Genomic DNA, 14,261 nt, shown 5'->3' with positions numbered 1-14,261 from the left:
CGGTCGTGCTGAGGGTGGTGCCGGAGGTACCGCCGGTGGTGCAACTATGTCCTGTTGCCCTGTTGTCCTGCGCGGGGCACCCCCTGTACTCCTTGCGGGTTACCCGCCTTGTTCCTTATTCACGTATACGCGCGGCACTCGGGTTCCGATCCGGGTGACGATTTCGTACGCGATCGTCCCCGCCGCCCGTGCCCAGTCCTCGGCGGTCGGCTCGCCCCGGTCACCCGGCCCGAACAGGATCGCCTCCGAGCCGGGCACCGGCTCGTCCCCGCCCAGGTCGACCACGAACTGGTCCATCGCGACCCGCCCCGCCACCGTCCGCCACTTGCCGCCCACCAGCACCGGTCCGGTGCCGGAGGCGTGGCGCGGCACGCCGTCCGCGTAGCCGACGGGGACGAGGCCGAGGGTGGTGGCACCCGCGGTGACGTAGTGATGCCCGTAACTGACCCCGTGGCCCCCCGGTACGTGCTTCACCAGCGCGAGGGACGCGCTCAGCGTCATGACCGGGCGCAGCCCGAAATCGGCCGGGGTGCCGATCTCGGGGCTGGGCGAGATGCCGTAGACCGCGATCCCCGTCCGTACGAGGTCGAAGTGGCTCTCCGGGAGGGTCAGCGTGGCCGGCGAGTTCGCGATGTGCCGCACCTCGGGGCGCACGCCCCGCTCCTCGGCGTACGTCACCATCTCGCGGAAACGGTCCAGTTGGGCACGGATGGAGGGATGCCCGGGTTCGTCGGCGCAGGCGAAGTGCGACCACAGACCGGTGATGCCGATCAGCCCGCGTTCCTCGGCGCGCAGTGCCTCGCGCACGAGTTCGGGCCAGTCGGCGGGCTGGCAGCCGCCGCGCCCGAGCCCGGTGTCGGCCTTGAGCTGGACCCGGGCAGCCGTCCCGGCCGCCTCGGCCGCGGCGGTGACCTCCCGCAGGGCCCACATCCCGCTCACCGACACGTCGAGGTCGGCCTCGATGGCCTCCCGCCACGGCCCGCCCGGCGTCCACAGCCAGCACATGATCCGGCTGTCGGTCAGGCCGGCCGCGCGCAGGGCGAGGGCCTCCTCGGGGGTGGCGGTGCCGAGCCAGGTGGCGCCCGCCTCCAGCGCGGCGCGGGCGCACGGGACCGCCCCGTGGCCGTACGCGTCGGACTTGACCACGGCCATCAAGGCCGCGGACGGCGCGTGGGCACGCAGGGTCCGCACGTTGGCTCGCAGGGCGGCCAGGTCGATCTCTGCGCGGGCGCGCAGGGGTGCTGTCTCGTTCATCGCGCCCCCAGTGTCTCAGAGGGGCCCGAGGGCCCCCGGAGGACGGTCAGGTGCCGGCCCTGTGGCCCCACACGTACACGTGGTCGTTCGTCTTGGTGACGTTCCACAGGGAGCGGGCGTCGGCCAGGCGCAGATTGACACAGCCGTACGAGCCGTTCGGGTCGTAGATGCTGCCGTAGATGGCGTGGAAGGCCTCTCCGCCGCTGAAGAACTGGCTGTACGGCATCGGGGTGTTGTACAGCGTCGACCAGTGGCTCTTGTGCTTCCAGTAGACCTTGAACGAGCCGGTCCTGGTCCGGTACCCGGCCCGGCCGCTGCGCATCGGCACCGGTCCCCACAGCACCTTCTTCCCCTTCTGCACCCAGGTGAGCTGCCGGGTCAGGTCCACACACGCGACGCGGTACGACCGCACGGGACACTTCCCGGCCGCGTTCGGGTTCTTCTTCGCGGACAGCAGCTGCATCCGGGCCCAGGTGACGGCGCCGGCGAAGCCGGTGTTCGGCTTGATCCCCTGCTTCGTCTGGAACGCCCGGATGGCGGCGCAGTCGCCCGCCGACTGCTTCCCGTCGACCTTCAGCTTCAGCCACCGCTCGACCTGCCGCTGGTACGGCCCGGTCAGCTTGGTGCACGTCACGGACTTGCCCGCGACGGCCTCACTGAGGGGGACGTACTCGATGAGCGCGTCCGTCTCCGCGGGGGCGTCCCTCGGCTCGACGGCGTCCTCCCGCGCGCTCGGTGTGTACACCCTGGGCGGCAGCATCTGGTCCGGCGTGTCCACCTGCCACGGCTGATGGGCCCCCGGCGGCACGCCGGGCACCAGCTCGCTTCCCGGCCCGGGGGCCGGGGGCCCGGCCTGCGCCGCCGCCCCCTCCACCGGCATCACCACCAGCAGTGCGAGGAGCACACCCACACTCCCGCGTCTCATTCGTCTGTTCATCATCATGCGACCAGCGATACGCAACCCCGACGCGAGCGGGGGTGAGCCGCGCGGACGGGGTCCCCCGTAATGGGCAACGCAGCGCCCCCGTAAGGGGCGCGGGGGGCCGCCCCAGGGGCACGGGGAACTGCGCGCTCAGCCCACACCCACCCGCAGCCAGATAACGCGCAGTCAGCGGAGCACGTCGCGGACGTCCCGCCACGCCCGAGGAATCGCCGCCGCGACATCATGCGCCCCCAAGGGCGCCCCGTCCGCCGCGAGCCTCCCCGCCAGCCCATGCAGATACGCGCCCACGCTTCCCGCGTCCAACGCCGACAACCCGGCCGCGAGCAACGACCCCGCAAGCCCCGACAGCACGTCCCCGCTCCCGGCCGTGGCCAGCCACGCCGTCCCCGTCGGATTCACCCGCACCGCACCGCCCGCCGGGTCCGCGACCAGAGTCGTCGACCCCTTCAGCAGCACGGTCGCCCCGTACCGAAGGGCCAACTCCCGCGCCGCAGCCAGCCGAGCCGCCTCGACCGACTCCCGCGAGACCCCGAGCAACGCCGCCGCCTCCCCGGCATGCGGAGTCATCAGCGTGGGCGCGGTACGGGCCCGTACGGCGGACCGGTCGGCGAGCCGCAGCCCGTCCGCGTCCACCAGCACCGGCACATCCGCCTCGAGCACCTGCGCCACCGCCGACGCGTCGTCCCCGACCCCGGGCCCCGCCACCCACGCCTGGACCCGCCCGGCCCGTGCGGGCCCCTGGTCCGACACGAGCGTCTCGGGAAAGCGGGAGATCACGGCATCCGCCGCGGGCCCGACGTAGCGCACCGCCCCCGCCCCACCCCGCAACGCGCCGGACACGGCGAGCACGGCGGCGCCGGGATACCGCGCGGACCCGGCCGCGATCCCGACGACCCCGCGCCGGTACTTGTCGCTCCCGGCCCCCGGCACCGGCAGCCGCGCCGCCACGTCCGCGTGCTGAAGGGCCTCCAGTTCGGCCTCCTCGGGCAGTTCGAGCCCGATGTCGACGAGGCGTACGGAACCGGCGTACTCACGCCCCGGGTCGATGAGCAGCCCGGGCTTGTGCGTCCCGAAGGTCACCGTCAGATCGGCGCGGACGGCGGTGCCCAGGACCTCTCCCGTGTCGGCCTCGATCCCGCTCGGCAGGTCCACGGCGACCACGGCGGCCCGGGAGTCCGCCGCGTACTGGGCCAGCGGCACCGCCTCGGGCCGCAGCCCGCCCTTGCCCCCGATGCCGACGATCCCGTCCACGACGAGGTCGGCCCGCAGGATCAACTCCTCGGCGGCGCCGGACCCGGCGACCGTGCCCCCGGCCCCCCGCAGCGCGGCCAGGCCCGCGCCGTGCGTCCGTTCGGGCACGAGCAGCACGGCGGTGACCCCCGCCCCCCGCCGCGCCAGCCGGGCCCCGGCGTACAGGGCGTCGCCGCCGTTGTCCCCGCTGCCCACGAGCAGCACGACCCGGCTGCCGTACACCCGTCCCAGCAAGTCCGCGCAGGCAGCGGCCAGTCCGGCCGCGGCGCGCTGCATCAGCGCACCCTCCGCAAGCCGCGCCATCAGCTCACGCTCTGCCGCCCTGACCGTCTCCACGCTGTACGCAGTACGCATGGGTCGAGTCTCCCGTACGCGCGCGCACCGCGCCGCCCCGGACGCCGGCCCCTCCCCCGCCCTACCCCTCTGCCACCACCACGGCCGAGGCCACCCCCGCGTCATGGCTCAGCGACACATGCCACGAGCGGACGCCCAGTTCGGCCGCGCGCGCCGCCACGGTCCCCGTCACCCGCAGCCGCGGCCTGCCGCTGTCCTCGACGTAGACCTCCGCGTCCGTCCAGTGCATGCCCGCCGGAGCGCCCAGCGCCTTGGCGACCGCCTCCTTCGCGGCGAAGCGCGCGGCCAGGGACGCGATGCCGCGGCGCTCCCCGTTCGGCAGGTGCAACTCCTGATCCAGGAAGAGCCGATGGGCCAGCCCCGGCGTACGCTCCAGCGCCGCCAGGAACCGGTCGATCTCGGCCACGTCGATACCGACCCCGATGATGCTCATGCCCAGCACCCTATGGGCCGGACGGCCGCCGACGTGCCGACCTCTCGGCGTTGATTGCGCGAGCTCAGTGCTCGGCGTTCTCCGGCACGGTGATCTGGTGCTCGCCCCAGCTCATCCGCGTCGTCGCCTCGTAGTTCACCGTCGTACCCGCGTCGAGACCCGCCTCCCGTGCCCTGGCCGACGGTTCGACCAGCACGCTCTGCTCGCTGAGCATCGCGCCGGTGGACGGGTCCACGACCAGCCGCTGCTGCACGCTCCCCAGCGGGGTCCGTGTCGTGCCGGGGAACGCGACACCGACGCCCTCGCGCCCGAGTGGATCGGTGACACGCCCGAGCCCCCGGACGCCGGGCAGGTCCGCGATCACCCGGTACGCGGCCGCCCGTACGGCGGGCTTCACCGGCATCGTGATGAGGTCGGCCGCCTGGCGCAGCACCGAGGCCGTGCGGCCGCCGCTGGTCTCGGCACCGCTGCTGTCCTCCTCGTACAGCTTCTCCAGCCGACGGCGCAACTCCGCACTGTTGGAGGGGAGTTCGCGCAGATCCTGGTACGAGACGTTCCGCGGGCCGAGGGCGTAGATCTTGTCGTCGGCGTTCGTCCGCATGACCATCGGCCGCCCGGTTCCGATCCTGTACCCCAGCGTGCCCTGTCCGGCCGCTGTCGAGGCCTCGGCCTGTACCGTGGCGGGCGAGCCCGCGGCCCGCCAGCGCGCCTTGTCCGCCTCGGTGCGGGGCGCGGTCACGTCGTCCAGACCGGAGACCATCAGGCTCTGGGTTCCCGGGCGCACACCCACCGACCACTCCCCGGCCGACGTGGTGCGCACGGCGAAGAGCTGTCCCTTCGCGCCGACGACGTTCACGTCCTCCGAGCGCGTGGTGGTCTGCCAGTACGTTCCCTCGGTGGCCGGTGTCTCCGCCTTCTTCGCCACACTGAGCAGTTCGAGGCGGCCGTCGACCTGGACGTCGGCACGGCCCTGCGACGCCGCCGAGGCCGACCCCGACGTGGCGGCCGGGGACTGCGGGTGGGCGCTCGCACGCACACCTGAAGGATCCTGCCCGTCGAGCGTGCTCACGACCACCACGGACGCCGCGACCGCCGCGACGGCCACGACGGTCCCGAGCGGCCGGATCCCGGCCCACAGGCGCCGCGGTTCCTGGGAGCGTGCCGCGCGACTGTCCGTCGCTCCGGCCAGGATGCGTGCCAGGTCGTCGTGCTGCCGCGGGGAGTCGGCCAGCCGGGCCGGGTCGAGTTCGTCGGGCCGGGCGTCCGCGAGCACCCTCAGGACGTCGGGCCGCCCGGACCGTGCGGGGGTGTTCTTCATGTGAGTGCTCCTTTGCGATCGGTGCTGCGGTGCGGGGTCCGAGCGGGTGGCACTTGCGCGGCCTGCGCTGGTGCGGGCGGGGCTTGCGCAGGCGCTACGGACGCCGTCTCCGCCGGGGACACCGCCTCCAGGGCCTTCTCCAGACGGCGGCGGGCCCGGTGCAGCCGGACGGTCAGCGTCGCGATGGTGCAGCCCAGGACCCGCGCCGCCTGCTTGGGGCTCAGCCCGTGCCAGGCGATCAGGGTCAGAAGCTCCCGGTCGGCGTCGGACAGACTCGCCAGGGCCTGCAACGCGGCTTCCCGGTCGGTCACGTCCGCCGCGACGTCACCGACGTCGCTCCGGGCCCCGCTGCTGATGCGCTGCGCCTCCTCGGCGGCGAGGGCGTACTGGTGGCTGTCGCGGCGGCGCAGTTCGCGCACCAGGTTGCGGGCCACTCCCAGCAGCCAGGGCAGTGCGGGTTGCGGAATGTCCCGCACGCGCCGCCAGGCGACGGTGAACGTCTCGCTCGTGATGTCCTCGCCTACCTGTCGGCCCACCAGACTCGTGGCATAGGCGAGGACGCGCGGATAGCACTCCTCGTAGACGTCCCTGAAGCGTTGGGCATGTGTCACGCGCCATCCCCTCATATCGGCTCTCTCACCAAGCAATGCGCGTGACGGCCCACTTCTTACAGGGCGAGCCGAAATTCATGCGGTGTGGTCCGCGTCACGCCACGGAGAGGCGAGGGGTGCCCGATACCGAACGAGCGGGAACGGCCGCAGCCGTTCCCGCTCGATCTCTGTGCTGTACGGCCGGACGAGTCCCGGCCCGGATCTCTCAGACGGTGCCGGAGTCCGAGATGACGATCTTCTTGGACGTGGAGCCGGAACGGCTGCCGAGCTTCTCGACGGCCTTGACGACGTCCATGCCCTTGACGACCTCACCGAAGACGACGTGCTTGCCGTCGAGCCAGTCGGTGACGATCGTGGTGATGAAGAACTGCGAGCCGTTGCTGTTCGGACCGGCGTTGGCCATGCTCAGCAGACCCGGCTTGGTGTGCTTGAGCTTGAAGTTCTCGTCCGGGAACTTCGCACCGAAGATGCTCTTGCCGCCGGTGCCGTTCTCGTTGGTGAAGTCACCGCCCTGCAGCATGAAGTCCGGGATCACACGGTGGAACGGCGAGCCCTTGTAGCCGAACCCGTTCTGACCGGTGGCCAGCTCACGGAAGTTGCGGGCCGTCTCCGGGACCACGTCGTCGTACAGCTTGAACTCGATCCGGCCGAGCGGCTCGCCGTCGGCGGACACCTCGAAGAAGACGTTCTGTCCCATGGCACTGCTCCTCTTGTATCCGAAAGGTCGTGTCCGAGAATAAGAGGGCACCGGCCCACGGGTCGCAGCGGAAACCCCCACAGCGGGACAAACGGCCTAACGCCACCATCGGGACGAGCCTTCTCGCCGGCCCTGGGGCCTGTCCGACGGATCAGGTTCTAGTCACCGTCTCCGCCGGACCGATTCGCACTCCGCCGCCGGTTGCTCTTCGCGAAGGCGTGCACCAGCTCCCCCGCGACGAGCGTCACCGCCGCCACGCCCCGGACCCAGCGGGGCCCGCCGCGCGACGCCCACACCACACACACGCACCCACCGATGACAAGCACCAGGAGACCGGCCAGCACCAGAACGCTCATGTTCCCCACCCTGCATTCGCATATCCGTACGGTGCGGGTGATCCTCTCAGGAGAGAACGCCCCCGCGGGATGTCACTGGGCTCACTTGCCGGAGCCGACGTGGTAGCCGACGGGGTCGACGTAGACGTCCGGAGCGTTGCCGCTGGAGGCGGAGATGGTGACGGCCAGATCGTTGAGGTTCACGATCTCCGAGATCTTCTCGTTGGGCGGGGTGACGGAGAGCCGGGTGTAGGTCTTGCCGGAGCCGCTGGTGTCCGGGATGAAGTGCAGCAGGAAGCGTGTCTCCTCGCCGGGGCCGATGGTGACGGTGGACGCGGAGACGTCGGTGCGGGCGGCGTCGGGCCCGGTGTCGCCCAGGCCGTCGGGGCCCACGAGCTGGACGCCCGGGAAGCCGTGCATGCTGCACTTGCTGGAACCGGTGTTCTTCAGGTTGACGACTATCTGGTCCTTGACCCCCGTGGCGGAGGCGCTGAAGGCGAGGCGGTCGGTCTTGCACATGGAGCCCGACGTCGTGGACTGGCTCTGGGCGGTGAGCCCGCTGCCGCCCTTGCCGGAGCCGGTGGAGGAGCCGGACGAGGAGGAACCTGAGGTCGAGGTCGAGGTCGAGCCCTTGCCGTCGGCGGAGGAACCGGACGCGGAGGAACCTGAGGTCGAGTCCGGGGCGCCGGTGGAGCCGCTCGCGGCGGTGGACGCGGTGGTGTTGGACGCACTGGTCTTGGCGGAAGCGCTCGATCCGTCGCTGCTGCCGCACGCGGTCAGCGAGAGGCCGGCAGCGGCGACGACGAGGGCGAGGGCGGACATCTTCTTGACGCGCATCGGTACTCCTGGGAAGCGGTGTCGTCGCGCTCGTTCCGGCTGAACGGGCGTTGTTGCTTCAGAGGAGACCCGCCGCCGGGCGGGCGTTGCGACAGGGCTTGCTTCAAGACGCCGCTGTGACAAGCGAGTCGACGCGCCGTTACGGGAAGCGCGCAACTGCCTCCCCGCTACGGCAAACACCGTGCAGCACTGGGCCGCCGCCAGCTCGCACCACACGTACTTGCCGCGCTGTCCGTTCCTGGCCAGCGACTGCCAGCCCCACAGATCGGCACAGGCCCGCACGAGGGCGAGGCCGCGCCCCTCCTCCGCGTCGACGACATGGTGTACGCGGGCGGCGCCGCCGCCAAGCTGGACACCGTGGTGCGCGACGGGCCCAACGGCCCCGTGTTCATCGACGCCGAAGCCCAACTCAACCGCTGTCGAACGCTCTTCCGTAGGGCAGAGACGGTGTCACTCGAACCCGAACGCTCGCGTGACTTCATCCACCGGCCGGCGAAGGAGCTGTAAGGAAATGACCACCCATGATGTCCGGCAGAAGTCGTCCTTCTCCGGCGGTGGCCAGGGCGACGCCTGTGTGGAAATCGCCAAGCGTCGCACCCACATAGCCATCCACGACTCCAAGACCCCGGCCCGAAGCACGCTCACCGTCCCGACCGAAGCCTTCTCCGCCTTCATCGAAGCCCTGAGCACCGACTTCGCCGGGTTCCGCGGCGGCGCAACGTGACGACCCTTGGCAACTGGCGGAAGTCGTCCTACTCCGGCGAAGGCGATGGGAACAACTGCGTGGAGATCGCCGACTCACTCACCCACATAGCCATCCGCGACTCCAAGACCCCGGCCAGGGCCACCCTCACCATCCCGGCCGGAGTCTTCACCACCTTCATCGACGCCCTAAAGGCAACTCACTCCACCGTCACCGACTTCGCCAGGTTCCGAGGCTGATCCACCTCGTTCCCCCGCGCCGTCGCCAGTTCGCACGCGAACACCTGCAACGGCACCGTCGCGACGAGCGGTTGAAGCAGCGTCGGCGTGGCCGGAATCCGGATCAGGTGGTCGGCGTAGGGCACCACCGCCTCGTCACCCTCCTCCGCGATCACGATCGTCCGCGCACCCCTCGCCCGGATCTCCTGGATGTTGGACACGATCTTGTCGTACAGAACCGAGCGCCCGCGCGGGGACGGCACGACGACCACGACCGGCAGATCGTCCTCGATCAACGCGATCGGCCCGTGCTTCAGCTCACCCGCCGCGAAGCCCTCGGCGTGCATGTAGGCGAGCTCCTTGAGCTTGAGGGCGCCTTCCAGGGCGACCGGATAGCCGACGTGCCGCCCCAGGAACAGCACGGTGTTCTTGTCGGCGAGCGATCGCGCGAGCTCGCGTACCGGCTCCATGGTCTCCAGGACCCGTTCCACCTCGCCGGAGATATGGGACAGGTCCCGGATGACGGCCTGGATCTCGTCACCCCACTTGGTGCCGCGCACCTGGCCCAGGTACAACGCGACGAGATAGCAGGCGACGAGCTGCGTCAGGAAGGCCTTGGTCGAGGCGACCGCGACCTCCGGACCCGCGTGCGTGTACAGCACCGCGTCCGACTCGCGCGGGATCGTCGAACCGTTCGTGTTGCAGATCGCCAGCACCTTGGAGCCCTGCTCACGGGCGTGCCGCAGCGCCATCAGCGTGTCCATGGTCTCGCCGGACTGGGAGATGGCGATCACCAGCGACCGCGTACCGAGAATCGGATCCCGGTAACGGAACTCGCTCGCGAGCTCCACCTCGCACGGGATGCGGGTCCAGTGCTCGATGGCGTACTTGGCGATCAGCCCGGCGTGGAAGGCGGTCCCGCACGCCACGATGACGACCTTGTCGATCTCGCGCAGCTCGTGAACCGGGATCCGCACCTCGTCGAGCGTCAGTGAACCGGCCGCGTCGATCCGGCCCAGGAGCGTATCGGCGACCGCCTTGGGCTGCTCGGCGATCTCCTTGAGCATGAAGTAGTCATAGCCCCCCTTTTCCGCGGCCGAGGCGTCCCAGTCGATGTGGTACTTACGCACGTCCGCCGGACGGCCGTCGAAACCGGTCACCGTCACGCCGTCCCGCCGCAGCTCCACCACCTGGTCCTGACCCAGCTCGATCGCCGACCGCGTGTGGGCGATGAACGCGGCGACATCCGAGGCGAGAAAGGCCTCGCCCTCTCCAACGCCCACCACGAGCGGCGAGTTCCGCCGCGCCCCCACCACCACGTCCGGATCGTCCGCGTGCACGGCGACCAGCGTGAACGCGCCCTCCAGGCGGCGGCACACCAGCCGCATCGACTCCGCGAGGTCGTCGCACGCCGAGAACTCCTCGGCGAGCAGGTGTGCGACCACCTCGGTGTCGGTCTCGGAGGCCAGCTCATGTCCGCGCTCAGCCAACTCGGCACGCAGCAGGGCGAAGTTCTCGATGATCCCGTTGTGCACGACGGCGACGCGCCCCGCGTTGTCGAGATGCGGATGAGCGTTCGCGTCCGTGGGGCCCCCGTGCGTGGCCCAGCGCGTGTGGCCGATCCCGGTCGACCCGGTCGGCAGCGGCCGGCCGACCAGCTCCTTCTCCAGGTTGACCAGCTTCCCGGCCTTCTTCGCGGCGGCGAGCCCCCCGTCCGCCGGCACGGCGACGCCCGCCGAGTCGTACCCCCGGTACTCCAGCCGCTTCAGCCCGGCCATCACCACGTCAAGCGCCGACTGCGACCCCACGTATCCCACGATTCCGCACATGCGCCGCAGCCTAAGCGCCAACAGCCTCCCGAACCCGGCACTCCGTGCCCGAATTCGGAAATTCTGGCCGGGTCGACGTTCGGCCTTTTTTGGGCACGGCGGGCTGCCGAACATCAGGCACTTTCACGCCACCCCACCACACCACCCATGCAACAAACAGCTGTTCGACCTGACCGTGCCCGGTGGGCGAGGAGCATCTGCTCAGTCGAGGGCCGCGGTGGCTTCGATCTCGACGAGGTGCTCGGGTACGTCCAGTGCCGCTACGCCCAGCAGCGTGGCCGGCGGGACCGGGGTGACCCCCAGCTTCGCGGCCGCCCGGGACATGCCTTCCAGGAGCAGGGGCATCTTGTCGGGGGTCCAGTCGACGACGTAGACGGTCAGTTTCGCCACGTCGTGGAAGGAACCACCGACCTCGGCCAGGGCGGTGGCGATGTTGAGGTAGCACTGCTCGACCTGTGCGGCGAGGTCGTGTTCGCCGACCGTGACCCCCTCGGCGTCCCAGGCGACCTGCCCGGCGACGAAGACCAGTTTCGACCCGGATGCGATCGACACCTGCCGGTAGACGTCGATCTTGGGCAATCCTGTGGGGCTCACCAGGGTAATGGCCATGCTTCCTGCCTCCTTGTCACGGGAGCCCGTGGGCTCGCTGCCACCGGACCAAGACATCCCTTGGTCTCTTGTGGTTACTCAGGAACCGTAGGAGAGTGTTCGCTGACATGGAAGAACGCACTTCTTAGTGACTGGGGAACCTCATGGTGACCAAGCAGTTCACGGGCTCGCCCGACGAGGCAGACCTGAGGCGCGCGGACTCTCTGGCGCGGGAAATCTTCTCGGACGTCGCCAACAAGTGGGCGCTCCTGATCATCGAGTCCCTGGGGGAGCACACCCTGCGCTTCGGCGAGCTGCGGAACGCGATCGAGGGCATCAGCCACAAGATGCTCACCCAGAACCTGCGCATGCTGGAGCGCAACGGCCTGGTTGAGCGGACGGTGCACCCTGTCGTACCGCCACGGGTCGAGTACACCCTCACCGAGCCGGGCCAGGCCCTTCGCGTGACGATCGACGGACTCTGCGACTGGACCCACCGGTACCTCGGCCACATCGAGACCTCCCGCCATCGCTTCGACGCCTGACGGGGCGACTGCGTCGCCAACCAGCGACCCCAGTTGGCCATTGAGTGCTTCAGTCGGCCACTGCGCCGCTCAGCTTGCTGCTTCGTCTTCGGGCCGGGGAATCGCGGTGCTCCCCAAGCGGGTGAAGTCGTGTCGTGCGGTCATGCACGCGGGGCGGGCCAGGAGTTGAGGGGCAGCGGGCCGCGGTCGATGACGGTGCGGATGCAGAAGGTGCTGCGGGCGTCGCGAACGGGACCGATGGCCAGGATCTGGTCGGTGAGCACCTTCTCGAAGGTGCGCAGGTCCGGTACGGCGAGCTCGACGAAGAAGTCGGCGTCGCCGGAGACCACATGGCAGGCGACCACGTGGTCGATCGCCTTCAGCGCCTCTTCGACCACCTGGGAGGTGGTGCGGGAGTGCTCGACCTTGAGGGAGAGGAACACCGTCAGCCCCAGCCCTAGGCGCTCACGGTCCAGGTCGGCCCGGTAGCCCGCCAGGACCCCGTCCTCCTCCAGCGCCTTGGTGCGGCGCAGGCAGGACGAGGGCGACAGGCGTACGGCCTCGGCGAGGTCGACGTTGGGGGTGCGGCCGTGACGCTGGAGATGGTCCAGGATCGCCCGGTCGATGCGGTCGTACAGGGGACGTGGCATGAAATGCAGCGTATCGGCAGTATCGGCGAACAATCGTGCGCTGCGGCGCCGTACCGGCACTCACTGCGCCATCGCATGCCGGGCTCGGCGGCGCATTCTGGTCACGCGCCGTGGCCGCCAAGCCGGTCCCGCTGCCGCCTCCGTACTCCCTCTCACCGCCATCGGACTGCCTCATGCACCCCTTCCCCCTGGAACCCGACCGCGCCGCGATGGCCGAAATGGGCCGTCTTGTCCTGGACCGTGTCGTCGACCGCACCGAGAACCTCGCGGGCCGCCCTGCGAGCAGCCCCCTGTCGCCGCGGGCCGAGGCCGAGCTCGTGGAGTCCTTCCTGGCGCCGCCGCCCGCCCGGGGCGGTGACCTGAAGGCTCTGCTCGCGCGCCTGGACGAGGCCGCCGACTGCGCTCTGGAGACGGCCGGACCCGGCCACCTGGCATACATCCCGGGCAGCGGTCTCTACTCGGCCGCGCTCGCCGAGTTCTACAACCGTGCCGTCAACCGCTACGGCGGCCTGGCCTCGGTCGCCCCGGCCCTCGCCGCGCTGGAGGAGAGTGTGATCCGCTGGATGGCCCGCGACGTGTGCGGCCTCCCGGAGGGCAGCGGCGGGCTGCTGACCAGCGGTGGTTCGATGGCCACCTTCTCCGCGACGGTCGCCGCCCGCCACAACAGGCTCGGCGAGGATCTCGCCGGCGGCACCGTCTATACCACCGCCTTCGCCCACCACTCCGTCGCCAAGGCCGCCCGACTCGCCGGCATCCCCGCCGCCCGCATACGTACCGTGCCGCACACCCCGGACCTGCGGATGGATCCCCACGCCGCCGCCGCGATGATCCGCGCCGACCGGGACGCCGGGCTGCGGCCGTTCCTGCTGGTGGCCACCGCCGGCACCACCGACACCGGCACCGTCGACCCGCTGCCCCGGCTGGCCGACCTGGCCCGCCGCGAGGACGTGTGGTTCCACGTCGACGCGGCCTACGGAGGCTTCTTCCGGCTCACCGCACGCGGCGAGGAACGCCTCGCCGGTATCGAGAAGGCCGACTCGATCACCCTGGACCCGCACAAGACCCTGTTCATGCCGTTCGGCACCGGCGCCCTGGTCGTCCGCGACCTCGCCGCCCTGCACGCCGCGCACGACGGCACCGGCAGCTACCTCCAGGACATGGGGGCGGCGGGGAGCGTCCCGGACTCGGGTCACCTCGGGCCCGAGCTGACCCACGAGATCCGCGGTCTGCGGGCCTGGCTTCCCCTGCACCTGCACGGGGTGGACGCCTTCCGCGAGGCCCTGGACGAGAAGCTCGACCTGGCCGAACACGTCCACGACACCCTGTCCGGCGTGGCGGAGCTGGAGGTCCCGCAGCGCCCTGACCTGTCCACCGTGATCTTCCGCTTCCGCCCCGCTGACGGCAGCCGGGCCGCCGCCGAGCGGGCCGACGAGGCGAGTCGCCGTCTGCTGGAGCGGATCAACGGCCACCGGCGCATCGTGCTCTCCAGCACGGTGGTCGACAGCCGCTACACCCTGCGCGTCTGCGTGGTCTCCCACCGCACCCACCACGACCGCATCGCCGAGGCGCTGAAGATCATCACTGCCGAGGCCGAGCGCCACACCACCGCGTAGCGATCTCCGGCCACCTGCGATGCCCGGAGCGGCCAACTGGAGGGTTCTGACCGCGCTTCCGTGGCGTACGACCCGGACGTCGTAGTCGGCGAGGGGCGTCCGG

16 protein-coding genes and 2 pseudogenes are annotated in these 14,261 nt (G+C 70.8%); 5 read left to right on the top strand and 13 right to left on the bottom strand.

Going from position 1 to position 14,261, the window contains the following annotated elements; genetic code table 11:
* Positions 1 to 99: 99 nt before the first annotated feature.
* From alr to ACZ69M_RS17055, 10 genes and pseudogenes are all read right to left on the bottom strand, one after another.
* Positions 100 to 1,254 (bottom strand): alanine racemase, encoded by a 1,155-nt coding sequence (alr, locus tag ACZ69M_RS17100; RefSeq protein ID WP_470050576.1) that lies wholly within the window; start codon positions 1,252 to 1,254, stop codon positions 100 to 102.
* Positions 1,255 to 1,300: 46 nt separating this feature from the next.
* Positions 1,301 to 2,179 (bottom strand): L,D-transpeptidase family protein, encoded by an 879-nt coding sequence (locus tag ACZ69M_RS17095; protein WP_470050574.1) that lies wholly within the window; start codon positions 2,177 to 2,179, stop codon positions 1,301 to 1,303.
* 183 nt (positions 2,180 to 2,362) lie between these two features.
* Positions 2,363 to 3,802, bottom strand: a complete 1,440-nt coding sequence (locus ACZ69M_RS17090; protein ID WP_470050572.1) for an NAD(P)H-hydrate dehydratase — start codon at positions 3,800 to 3,802, stop codon at positions 2,363 to 2,365.
* Positions 3,803 to 3,863: 61 nt separating this feature from the next.
* Positions 3,864 to 4,235 (bottom strand): holo-ACP synthase, encoded by a 372-nt coding sequence (locus tag ACZ69M_RS17085; RefSeq protein WP_060895278.1) that lies wholly within the window; start codon positions 4,233 to 4,235, stop codon positions 3,864 to 3,866.
* A 64-nt stretch (positions 4,236 to 4,299) separates the two neighbouring features.
* Entirely contained in the window at positions 4,300 to 5,553 is a 1,254-nt protein-coding gene (locus tag ACZ69M_RS17080; protein WP_470050571.1) for a CU044_5270 family protein, read from the bottom strand.
* Entirely contained in the window at positions 5,550 to 6,164 is a 615-nt protein-coding gene (locus tag ACZ69M_RS17075) for an RNA polymerase sigma factor (protein ID WP_470050569.1), read from the bottom strand. Before ACZ69M_RS17075 ends, ACZ69M_RS17080 begins: the two co-directional genes overlap by 4 nt.
* Before the next feature lie 205 nt (positions 6,165 to 6,369).
* Complete coding sequence (locus tag ACZ69M_RS17070; RefSeq protein ID WP_470050567.1) at positions 6,370 to 6,861, bottom strand: peptidylprolyl isomerase; 492 nt, start codon at positions 6,859 to 6,861, stop codon at positions 6,370 to 6,372.
* A 158-nt stretch (positions 6,862 to 7,019) separates the two neighbouring features.
* A complete protein-coding gene (locus tag ACZ69M_RS17065) occupies positions 7,020 to 7,217 on the bottom strand; it encodes a hypothetical protein (protein ID WP_470050565.1) in 198 nt (65 codons plus the stop codon).
* A gap of 81 nt (positions 7,218 to 7,298) precedes the next feature.
* Positions 7,299 to 8,033: a DUF4232 domain-containing protein gene (locus ACZ69M_RS17060; protein WP_470050960.1), complete on the bottom strand. Its 735-nt coding sequence runs from the start codon at positions 8,031 to 8,033 to the stop codon at positions 7,299 to 7,301.
* A gap of 192 nt (positions 8,034 to 8,225) precedes the next feature.
* A pseudogene (locus ACZ69M_RS17055) lies at positions 8,226 to 8,348 on the bottom strand (ATP-binding protein); the annotation flags it as partial.
* 3 nt (positions 8,349 to 8,351) lie between these two features.
* On the opposite strand from ACZ69M_RS17055, the pseudogene ACZ69M_RS17050 reads away from it, so the two are divergent.
* The 3 genes and pseudogenes from ACZ69M_RS17050 to ACZ69M_RS17040 form a co-directional block, all read left to right on the top strand.
* A pseudogene (locus ACZ69M_RS17050) lies at positions 8,352 to 8,540 on the top strand (Scr1 family TA system antitoxin-like transcriptional regulator); the annotation flags it as partial.
* A 4-nt stretch (positions 8,541 to 8,544) separates the two neighbouring features.
* Positions 8,545 to 8,757, top strand: coding sequence for a DUF397 domain-containing protein (locus ACZ69M_RS17045; RefSeq protein WP_470050564.1), 213 nt, complete (start codon positions 8,545 to 8,547; stop codon positions 8,755 to 8,757).
* On the top strand, positions 8,754 to 8,975 hold the full coding sequence (locus ACZ69M_RS17040) for a DUF397 domain-containing protein (RefSeq protein ID WP_470050562.1): 222 nt from the start codon (positions 8,754 to 8,756) through the stop codon (positions 8,973 to 8,975). Before ACZ69M_RS17045 ends, ACZ69M_RS17040 begins: the two co-directional genes overlap by 4 nt.
* Here the strand turns inward: ACZ69M_RS17040 and glmS are convergent.
* Together glmS and ACZ69M_RS17030 are read right to left on the bottom strand one after the other, a co-directional pair.
* Positions 8,936 to 10,783, bottom strand: a complete 1,848-nt coding sequence (gene glmS / locus ACZ69M_RS17035; RefSeq protein WP_470050561.1) for a glutamine--fructose-6-phosphate transaminase (isomerizing) — start codon at positions 10,781 to 10,783, stop codon at positions 8,936 to 8,938. The genes ACZ69M_RS17040 and glmS overlap by 40 nt on opposite strands.
* Before the next feature lie 201 nt (positions 10,784 to 10,984).
* A complete protein-coding gene (locus ACZ69M_RS17030) occupies positions 10,985 to 11,392 on the bottom strand; it encodes a RidA family protein (protein ID WP_470050559.1) in 408 nt (135 codons plus the stop codon).
* 143 nt (positions 11,393 to 11,535) lie between these two features.
* On the opposite strand from ACZ69M_RS17030, the gene ACZ69M_RS17025 reads away from it, so the two are divergent.
* Positions 11,536 to 11,916 (top strand): winged helix-turn-helix transcriptional regulator, encoded by a 381-nt coding sequence (locus ACZ69M_RS17025; protein WP_470050557.1) that lies wholly within the window; start codon positions 11,536 to 11,538, stop codon positions 11,914 to 11,916.
* 140 nt (positions 11,917 to 12,056) lie between these two features.
* Here the strand turns inward: ACZ69M_RS17025 and ACZ69M_RS17020 are convergent, their stop codons facing one another.
* The gene (locus ACZ69M_RS17020; RefSeq protein WP_355434740.1) at positions 12,057 to 12,545 is read right to left on the bottom strand and encodes an Lrp/AsnC family transcriptional regulator; all 489 of its coding nucleotides are present in this window, start codon (positions 12,543 to 12,545) and stop codon (positions 12,057 to 12,059) included.
* Between the two features lie 173 nt (positions 12,546 to 12,718).
* On the opposite strand from ACZ69M_RS17020, the gene ACZ69M_RS17015 reads away from it, so the two are divergent.
* Positions 12,719 to 14,158 (top strand): pyridoxal phosphate-dependent decarboxylase family protein, encoded by a 1,440-nt coding sequence (locus ACZ69M_RS17015; protein ID WP_470050555.1) that lies wholly within the window; start codon positions 12,719 to 12,721, stop codon positions 14,156 to 14,158.
* Positions 14,159 to 14,261: the final 103 nt, after the last annotated feature.

The organism is Streptomyces sp. NPDC107454, from assembly GCF_055582885.1.
The sequence above is the reverse complement of the archived record's forward strand: the minus strand, read 5'-3'. Positions and strand labels throughout refer to the sequence as shown.

What these genes read in the sequence shown, in the direction of transcription:
- ACZ69M_RS17095 (WP_470050574.1), bottom strand. Translation starts at nt 2,179, where the DNA reads ATGAGACGCGGGAGTGTGGGTGTGCTCCTCGCACTGCTGGTGGTGATG.
- glmS (WP_470050561.1), bottom strand. Translation starts at nt 10,783, where the DNA reads ATGTGCGGAATCGTGGGATACGTGGGGTCGCAGTCGGCGCTTGACGTG.
- alr (WP_470050576.1), bottom strand. Translation starts at nt 1,254, where the DNA reads ATGAACGAGACAGCACCCCTGCGCGCCCGCGCAGAGATCGACCTGGCC.
- ACZ69M_RS17065 (WP_470050565.1), bottom strand. Translation starts at nt 7,217, where the DNA reads ATGAGCGTTCTGGTGCTGGCCGGTCTCCTGGTGCTTGTCATCGGTGGG.
- ACZ69M_RS17020 (WP_355434740.1), bottom strand. Translation starts at nt 12,545, where the DNA reads ATGCCACGTCCCCTGTACGACCGCATCGACCGGGCGATCCTGGACCAT.
- ACZ69M_RS17070 (WP_470050567.1), bottom strand. Translation starts at nt 6,861, where the DNA reads ATGGGACAGAACGTCTTCTTCGAGGTGTCCGCCGACGGCGAGCCGCTC.
- ACZ69M_RS17045 (WP_470050564.1), top strand. Translation starts at nt 8,545, where the DNA reads ATGACCACCCATGATGTCCGGCAGAAGTCGTCCTTCTCCGGCGGTGGC.
- ACZ69M_RS17025 (WP_470050557.1), top strand. Translation starts at nt 11,536, where the DNA reads ATGGTGACCAAGCAGTTCACGGGCTCGCCCGACGAGGCAGACCTGAGG.
- ACZ69M_RS17090 (WP_470050572.1), bottom strand. Translation starts at nt 3,802, where the DNA reads ATGCGTACTGCGTACAGCGTGGAGACGGTCAGGGCGGCAGAGCGTGAG.
- ACZ69M_RS17060 (WP_470050960.1), bottom strand. Translation starts at nt 8,033, where the DNA reads ATGCGCGTCAAGAAGATGTCCGCCCTCGCCCTCGTCGTCGCCGCTGCC.
- ACZ69M_RS17030 (WP_470050559.1), bottom strand. Translation starts at nt 11,392, where the DNA reads ATGGCCATTACCCTGGTGAGCCCCACAGGATTGCCCAAGATCGACGTC.
- ACZ69M_RS17015 (WP_470050555.1), top strand. Translation starts at nt 12,719, where the DNA reads ATGCACCCCTTCCCCCTGGAACCCGACCGCGCCGCGATGGCCGAAATG.
- ACZ69M_RS17085 (WP_060895278.1), bottom strand. Translation starts at nt 4,235, where the DNA reads ATGAGCATCATCGGGGTCGGTATCGACGTGGCCGAGATCGACCGGTTC.
- ACZ69M_RS17080 (WP_470050571.1), bottom strand. Translation starts at nt 5,553, where the DNA reads ATGAAGAACACCCCCGCACGGTCCGGGCGGCCCGACGTCCTGAGGGTG.